The organism is Streptomyces sp. H27-H5 (assembly GCF_026627505.1).
Lineage (GTDB): Bacteria > Actinomycetota > Actinomycetes > Streptomycetales > Streptomycetaceae > Streptomyces.
This window is the reverse complement of record NZ_JAPNLK010000187.1, coordinates 1-7,599: the sequence shown is the minus strand read 5'-3', so window position 1 is coordinate 7,599 and position 7,599 is coordinate 1. Positions and strand designations below refer to the sequence as shown.

The window sequence follows — 7,599 nt, the reverse complement described above, 5'->3', positions numbered from 1 at the left end:
GGGTTCTACCTGCGGATCCGGTATCCCGTGGTCATCAGTGCTGGCCACTGTGGGCACTACTCCTTCTCCACCCTCAACTCAATGAATCATCCAGTATGCCTGGCTTGAGTCACTTTGACAGAGAGGGACGGGCGGGTGGAGTACCAGCCACTGGCGCCGTCGGGAATGGTGGGGGTGCGCTTCTCGGTCTATCCGGGTAGCGCGAGCCGACCTCTCCAGCACTTCCGGCGCTCCTCAAACGCGGCGAGGTGGTGTGCGCTGGCGCCGAAAGGGCGATGGTCGATAAGAGCCCAGCTCTACGAGCACACCCCCCGGCAAAATCACATCGGTGCGAGGTCGTGATCAGCCCTGACGCGAAGCGCACCACCAGGCGGCAAGAGCCCCGAGGACGAGCGCCCCGGCGGCCAGGATCCCCGGGTGCCCGCCGGGCACCGAGTAGAGGAATCCCCCTACGGGCAGGAGGACCGCGCCCATGATGAACAGCGGTGAGACGCGGCAGCCGGTAGCGCGGCGGGCCACCGGAAAGGACCGAGGGGGTCGGGCAGGGCAGGGGCAGAACTCATCGGGGGCTCCTGGCAGGGAGGGCATGCGCTGCACCCAGCCTCCCATGGTGTGGCCGCCACGTCGGCTTCCTGTGCCCCGGGGCTCATCGTCACGCCACCTGAGCGGAGTGCCGTAATACTTCCGTCTCATCCATTTTTGACATTAATTATCCCGTGTAGGCGATTGTTGAGGTATGGACTCCGCCCTGTACGACCTCGCAATGGACCGGACCCTGACGAACATCGCCTGGTTTCTGGTCGTCGGTCTTCTCGTCGTCGGCTTCCTGATCGGCTCGTTCGTGCTGGGCCAGCGCATCCGGAAGCAGGAGCGGCGGCCACCCACGCGCGACAGCCAGCCGCACCTGCCCGTCGGAGGGGCGGTGTATGAGGTGCGCGAGGAACGTGAGTCGCGCGGTTTTCCCGAAGCAGGGCTGCGTCCGCACCAGATGGGCGGATACGGCAACGGCGGCTCGATCACCCATCGACACCCCGAACAGGCGCGCGCGGCCAGGGAGTCCGGCTTCGAACACCCCATCCAGCCGGGGCGCTGAGCGGCTTCGGGATCCGTGGGCGCTGAAGCACGCGCCAGTGGTCACCGTCGAAGGCCCAAGCGCCTCCGGACGGTCTTCGCGCACCATCGGCATACGGGGGATGAAGGAGGCCCGATCATCATGGCCACTGTCACGCAGAACCAGACCCGCCGCGGGCGGCGCGTCGTTCTCGACGACCACCTTCCGGTCGATCACCGGCTGCGCCGCGTCTATCGCGGCGGTGCGGGACTCATGGGCGCGTTCCTGGTCGTGTTCGGCGTCCTGGGGCTGACCGACCGGATCGGGTTCTTCAGCACCAGCGGAAGCATGGTGATGGGCCTGGGCAGCAACGGCGCGTTGAGCGTGGCCTCCGTCCTCGTGGGCGGCCTGCTGTTGGCCGGCGCCGTGATCGGGGGCAATACCGCGTCCACCGTCAACATCATCGTGGGCGTTGCCTTTCTCGCGGCCGGCTTCGCGAGCCTCGCCGTCCTGGACACCCGCTTGAACGTCTTCGCGTTCCATCTCCAGAACGTGGCCTTCAGCTTCGTGACCGGCCTGCTGCTGATGACGTTCGGCTTGTACGGGCGGGTCAGCGGATCGCTGCCCCACGACAACCCGTACTGGCAGTCCCGCCACCCCCGCGGTTGAGGGTTCCCGATCCGCACTCAGGCGGGACCCGCGCCTGCCTGCCGTTCAAGGGCGGCTTCGGCATCGCGGATGGCGTGGGCCGCGTTGATGAGGCCGATGTGGCTGAAGGCCTGGGGGAAGTTCCCGAGTGCTTCGCCGGTGCGGGTGTCGACCTCTTCGGGTAGTAGGCCGACGTCGTTGGCGTAGGTGAGGGCGGTCTCGAAGACCTGGCGGGCGCGGGCGCTCTGGCCAGTGAGGGCGACGGCTTGGGCGAGCCAGAAGGTGCAGAGCAGGAAGGTGCCCTCGTCGTGATCGATGTCGTCCTTCAGGTAGCGACGTACCAGGCCGCGGGAGTCGGTCAGCCCACCAGCGATCGCCTCGATTGTGGAGCGGACCCGGGGGTCCTCGCCGGAGAGGAAGCCGGTAAGCGGAAGCATCAGCGCGGAGGCGTCGAGGCGGCGGCTGCCGAACGCCTGGGTGAAAGCGCCGACCTGCGCGTTGTAGCCACGGTTCTCGATGGTGTCGCGGATCTGGTCCCGGATGTGCTGCCAGTCGGTGACGCGGTCGCGGGCGTCGAGGGCGGGGGCGAGGTCGATGGCGCGGTCCAGGGCGACCCAGCACATGAGTTTGGAGTGCAGGAAGTGGCGGGCGGGGCCGCGGCCCTCCCAGATGCCCTGGTCGGGGTCGGCCCACCGTCGGGCTGCGGCTTCGGCGCACTGGCGCAGGAAGGCGCGGACCGGTGGGTCGAGGAGTTCGTCGTGGGGCAGGGTTTGGTGGGCGGCGTCGAGGAGTTCTCCGTAGACGTCGAGCTGTCGCTGGCGCCAGGCGTCGTTGCCGACGCGGACGGGGCTGCTGCCCCGCCAGCCCGACAGGTGGGGCAGGGTGCGTTCGCTCAGGTCGCGTTCGCCGCCGATGCCGTACATGACCTGGAGGTCGACGCCGCGGTCCAGCTGGGTGGCGGCGGCCTGGGCGAGGAAGGCGAAGAAGTCGGCCTTCTCCTGTTTGCAGGCGGCGGTGGCCAGGGCCTGGAGGGTGAGGCTGGCGTCGCGGACCCAGGTGTAGCGGTAGTCCCAGTTCCGGGTTCCGCCGACGCTCTCGGGGAGCGAGGTCGTCGCGGCGGCGACGATCGCCCCGGTCGGGGCGTATGTCAGGGCACGCAGCACCCTCCCGCTGTGGCGGACCTGTTCTTCCCAGGGGCCGGTGTAGGCGGCGTGGAGGGTGGACCAGGAGCGCCAGCCCGTTTCGGTGTCGGCCAGCCGGCGGCGGATGCGGCGGCGGGACCACGGTGTGGGGTCGGGTCCCCAGGCCGGATCGGCGCTGAGCGCGAAGCCGAGGCGGTCGCCGGTGGTGAGGGTGGCCTCGGCGTGGGCGGTCGAGCCCGTCAGGCGGAAGGCGAGGTCGGTGGCGAGCATCAGCGACTGGGCGCCCCCGCGGGCCGACAAGCCCCCACGGACTCGGGTCATGACCGGCTGGATCAGGCCGAACTCTGGGCGCGGGGCGTACTCCACGGCGATGTCGACCGTGCCGCTCGTACAGGTGACCTGGCGCAGCAGGGTCCCTGGGGAGGACTGCCCCATGCCGTGTCCGCGTTCGCGTTTGCCCAGGGCCAGCGCGTCGAGGAGGACCGCTGTCCCGGTGGGGGTGCGGAAGGTGGTCTCCACGACCAGGGTGTCGGGCAGGTAGCGGCGGCTCACCTCGCCCGGGCCGCCGACAGGGAGGATCGACCAGTGGCCCGCGTCCTCGTCCAGCAGGCGGGCGAAGACGGCCGGCCCGTCGAAGCGGGGGAAGCACAGCCAGTCCACTGACCCGCCCGAACTCACCAGTGCCGCCGACCGGCAGTCCGAGAGGACCGCGTAATCGCCGATGGGCCGCTCGCTCACGTTGACGCTCCCCGTTCGACGATCCCCGAGACCCCGGCCGACGCCGACGATGCCGTCCGAAGCCCCGGCGGTACGGTCGCGCGCGCCAGCACTCCCCGCTCCGAAGCCGGCGACGTGACGGCAAGCCCCGGAGCAGGCAGTGGTGAGCCAGCCACCCATCCCGGGGCGGCCGGAGCCCCACCAGGAGACACCCTGTACACGCGTCCGAACCGGCACCGCACTGGCGACGCGCTGCCCGCCACCCGAACGCCCGCACTCCCCGACCCTGAGTCGCTCGTCTGATGCTCCCGGCAGGCGGCCCCCGACAACCGGACCTAACGTCGACCGGACCGGGACCGCACCATGCAGACCGAAGGCGGCACCCCGGACCGTGTCGCCCGCTGCACGGGCACGACACCGTTCGCCCGCCCGCTCATCTTCGGGCGGGGCCGCCCACGGCTGACAGGAGTGTGTGTGAGCGCCGCCGCTCCGATGCGGATGAGCGGCCCGGAGCCCTGGCAGAGCGGCCCGTACGCCGAGGCGATCTGTGTGCCGGGGGAAGGGCTCACGTTGCGTGATACCGAGGGCTGGTCTCTGCCCCTGGACGTCCGGCGCTGGTGCGGGCAGGCGGACGACACGGACCGGAGCGTCGTGGACCGCTGTGTGGGCCAGGTCCTGGACATCGGGTGCGGGGCGGGTCGCCTCGTCGAGGAAGTCTCCCGACGAGGGCATCGTGTCCTGGGGATCGACGTATGCCCGACCGCCGTCATCTCCACCGTGTGCCGGGGCGGTACGGCAGCAAGCCGGTCGGTGTTCGAGCCGCTCCCAGGGGAGGGCCGCTGGGACACCGCACTCCTGGTCGACGGGAACATCGGCATCGGCGGGGATCCCCGCCACCTGCTGAAGCGCATCCGCCGCGTGGTCCGCGAGCGAGGGCTCCTGATCGTGGAGACCGCCCCCGTCGATGTCGACGAGCGGCGCCGGGTGCGGATCCACGCCGGGCAGACGGCGGCGAGCGCCGTGTTCGCCTGGGCCACCGTCGGCACCCGGGCCCTGGTCCGACACGGCCGCCTGTCGGGCTGGACCCCCGTCGAACAGTGGGCCGGCACGTCAGGGGAACGTCACTTCGTGGCCTTGCGGGCCCGCGCCTGAGCCCGGGCCTCCTCGCGTTCCGGCCGCAGGCGCAGCCAGGTCCGCACGAGCAGGACGATCGCAGAGGCGATGAACAGGGCGGCGGTGATCAGAAGCCAGCGCGCGAGGAAGCCGTCGGCGGACAGCGCGGTGTAGGCCGTGTAGTGGCCGCCCTGCCGCAGGATCAGCGGCCACCAGACGAGGAACAGGACTCCCGCGATGAACAGGGGAACGCGGAGGTAGTTCACACTCAGACGCGGCCCAGTCCCGGGCTCGGCGGTCCGGCCACGGAAGAGGCGCTGGGCTGCGCGGTCGGTGAGCGAGTAGGCGGGGAGCAGCAGCAGGTCGTGGACGAGGGCGGCGCCGACAAACCAGATCGCCACCCCGATGGTGTCGCCCTTCAGTAGGCGGATACCTGCGTAGAGGGCGAGGGCGAAGCAGGCCAGGGTGAGCAGCAGATGCAATGGGGAAGCACCGTAGCGGGCTCGGAACGTACTCCGGTTCATGTGGGCTCTCCGAAGGTGAGGCGGGTGACCCACTTGGTGTTGTGCACGCCCGGAGCGGCCGGGATGATCACGCGGGCCGGGTAACCGTGGTCGGGCGACAGATCCGCGCCGTTCACGCGCATCGCGAGGAGCGAGCGGTCATCACGGGCCTGGTTGGGGGCGAGGACGACGGAGGAGAACGATCCGCCGCGCTGCACGGACTCAACCAGGACCTGCGGGGTGTCGGTGCCGAGGCCGACAAGGGCTGCCAGCTCGGTGAGGCGTACGCCGGACCACTGCTGGTCAGGGGTGGACCAGCCCTCCACGCACGCGATCGGCAGCGCGGCCTCCCGCTGCGGCATCGCCAGCAGCATGTCCCGGGTCAACACTTCCTGACGGCCTCCCCCGCGCACCGTCAGCCGCCAGGCGGGGCCGATGTCGCTGGGCCGGATCCCGCTGGAGGCCGCCGTCTTGTTGATCTGGAAGCCGTTCGGGCCCGTACCGGGGTCACGGCCGTGCGGGGCCAGCAGGGCGGTCTTGCGCCACCAGCCTCCGATGCTCTGGCCGGCCGTCACCACCAGCAGGGCCAGTGAGCCGGCCCCCACCATCGCGACCGCCCCCCGCCGGGAGATCGTCGCAGGCGCCGGACGCGGCGAGACCAGGCCGGCAGCCTCTTCCGAGTCCGGTGCGGGCTGGAAGCCCCGGCCGGCGCGGACGGCGCGGACGGCGCGCGGCAGCCGGAACGCGACGTGGACGACGAACGCGGCCATGAACACCCAGGCACCGTAGAAGTGCAGGACGTAGAAGGAGCCAGGGAAGACGTAGTCCAGCTGGATGTTCAGGATCCCGGTCGCAAAGGTGAAGCCCGCCCCGCCGACGAGGAGCAGGAGCGAGAGCCGTTCGAGCGCGTGGGCTGCGGAGCGCAGGGGAGGCCACTCGAAGAGTTTGGGGATCACCGACCACAGCTTGGCGAGGAGGACGGGAACGAGGACCACGCCGAGGACGGTGTGCACGCCCTGCGTCAGCCGGTACAGCCAGTACGGCGAGGTGGGCCAGGTGAACAGGTAGAACCCGAGCCAGCCCTTGTCGGGCGTCTGGTCGTTGCGCGGGGCGAGGTCCGGGTTGTAGGCCGCGTACGACAGCAGACCCGTCACGAAGAGCACGATCACCCCGACCAACAGGGTCAGTCCGAACACCCCCGTCAGCCACGGACCCCGCAGCGGACTGCGCCAGAACCCCGGTCGCGCCGGGCCCGGCGGCGGACCCGCCGCCCGCGCCCGGCCGACCGCATCACGCACCCGCTCGGCGACCGGTGTGCGCGGGAGCTTCGAGGAGGCAGACGGCATCTCAGGCCCACCGTCCGGCTGGTCACTGCTGGCACTTGTATCCATTCGCACATCTCCACAGGTATCCGGCTCATCGGGCATGAGCGTCCGGGAGACCATCCCGCGCGCACGCCTTCACCGGACTCGTGACACGCAGATCGGATCCTTACGGTCCGTCCCACCCGTCGGAGGCACGCCGCGGCAGCCGGGACATCGCCGCGGCCGACGCCGAGCCGGTGGAGTAGACGGTTTCGCTCGCCCCGACCAGAGCGAGCTGCCGCCGGAGCTCACCTGCGTTGGGTAGCGCGGTATGGCATCTGGGGGAAGCGTTCGGCCAGATACGGGGACGGTTCCCCCTTTCGAGGGAACAGGCCGATGGAGGCCAAGCCGCCCTGTCGTACCTCAACGAAGAGGGGGCACAGGCCCGATCTCGGGCCCACCGGCGCGTACGCGTCACTGGACCAGCAAGGAGAGCCACCCATGTCCCGTGTTCTTAAGAGTGTCGGCCTCGCGCTCGCAGTAGGCATCGCCGTTGTCGGTGGCGCGTCCGCCGCATCCGCCGATGCCGGAGCCTCCGGCGCGGCCATCGGCTCCCCGGGCGTCCTGTCGGGAAACCTGATCCAGGTTCCGATCCACATCCCGATCAACGCATGCGGCAACAGCGTCAGCGTGATCGGCCTGCTCAACCCCGCCTTCGGCAACACCTGCATCAACAGCTGAAGGACCTGAGGTGCCCTTCGCCCCGGCCTGGGTCATGGCCGGGGCGAAGCAGCCGTTCCATTCACACGGTCGACACCCGGAACGAGGACGCCACAATTAGCCAGGATCCCGACACGTCACCAGATCACGAATCACTCCACCTTTAGACCAATAGCAGCCGCATTTTCTTGTCCGGTATGCAGGTCCGAAATTCCCACACCCAACAGAAGAATCGTTACTTCATGGGAATTCGGATGGGCTGCTCGGGCATCGTGTCAGCCTGGATCCACCGCGTAGTGGTCGGGCTGTGGATGGAGAAATCAGAAGAGGTGCCCGCTGACCTGGGATGATGGGAGTTTCTACGCTTCCATCAGACCCGAGCAAGAGGGCACCTCGTAAGT

8 protein-coding genes are annotated in these 7,599 nt (G+C 69.8%); 4 read left to right on the top strand and 4 right to left on the bottom strand.

Annotated elements, in window-relative coordinates:
* Positions 1-342 precede the first annotated feature (342 nt).
* Positions 343-519 carry a hypothetical protein gene (locus tag OTB19_RS40915; RefSeq protein WP_267803943.1) on the bottom strand — a complete coding sequence of 59 codons (177 nt, stop codon included), beginning with the start codon at positions 517-519 and terminating at the stop codon, positions 343-345.
* Between the two features lie 217 nt (positions 520-736).
* Between OTB19_RS40915 and OTB19_RS40910 the strand changes: the two genes are divergently transcribed.
* Both OTB19_RS40910 and OTB19_RS40905 read left to right on the top strand, forming a co-directional pair.
* Positions 737-1,093 carry a DUF6479 family protein gene (locus tag OTB19_RS40910; protein WP_267803942.1) on the top strand — a complete coding sequence of 119 codons (357 nt, stop codon included), beginning with the start codon at positions 737-739 and terminating at the stop codon, positions 1,091-1,093.
* Between the two features lie 120 nt (positions 1,094-1,213).
* The gene (locus OTB19_RS40905; RefSeq protein WP_267803941.1) at positions 1,214-1,720 is read left to right on the top strand and encodes a DUF4383 domain-containing protein; all 507 of its coding nucleotides are present in this window, start codon (positions 1,214-1,216) and stop codon (positions 1,718-1,720) included.
* A 17-nt stretch (positions 1,721-1,737) separates the two neighbouring features.
* On the opposite strand, the gene OTB19_RS40900 is transcribed toward OTB19_RS40905, so the two are convergent.
* Entirely contained in the window at positions 1,738-3,579 is a 1,842-nt protein-coding gene (locus OTB19_RS40900) for a glycoside hydrolase family 15 protein (protein ID WP_267803940.1), read from the bottom strand.
* Between the two features lie 453 nt (positions 3,580-4,032).
* Here OTB19_RS40900 and OTB19_RS40895 point away from each other — a divergent pair, with 453 nt between their 5' ends.
* On the top strand, positions 4,033-4,710 hold the full coding sequence (locus tag OTB19_RS40895; protein WP_267803939.1) for a class I SAM-dependent methyltransferase: 678 nt from the start codon (positions 4,033-4,035) through the stop codon (positions 4,708-4,710).
* Here the strand turns inward: OTB19_RS40895 and OTB19_RS40890 are convergent.
* Entirely contained in the window at positions 4,680-5,153 is a 474-nt protein-coding gene (locus OTB19_RS40890; RefSeq protein WP_420717012.1) for a hypothetical protein, read from the bottom strand. The genes OTB19_RS40895 and OTB19_RS40890 overlap by 31 nt on opposite strands.
* Positions 5,154-5,191: 38 nt before the next feature.
* Complete coding sequence (locus OTB19_RS40885; RefSeq protein WP_267803937.1) at positions 5,192-6,520, bottom strand: molybdopterin-dependent oxidoreductase; 1,329 nt, start codon at positions 6,518-6,520, stop codon at positions 5,192-5,194.
* Positions 6,521-6,979: 459 nt separating this feature from the next.
* Here OTB19_RS40885 and OTB19_RS40880 point away from each other — a divergent pair, with 459 nt between their 5' ends.
* A complete protein-coding gene (locus OTB19_RS40880; protein ID WP_267803936.1) occupies positions 6,980-7,219 on the top strand; it encodes a chaplin in 240 nt (79 codons plus the stop codon).
* Positions 7,220-7,599: the final 380 nt, after the last annotated feature.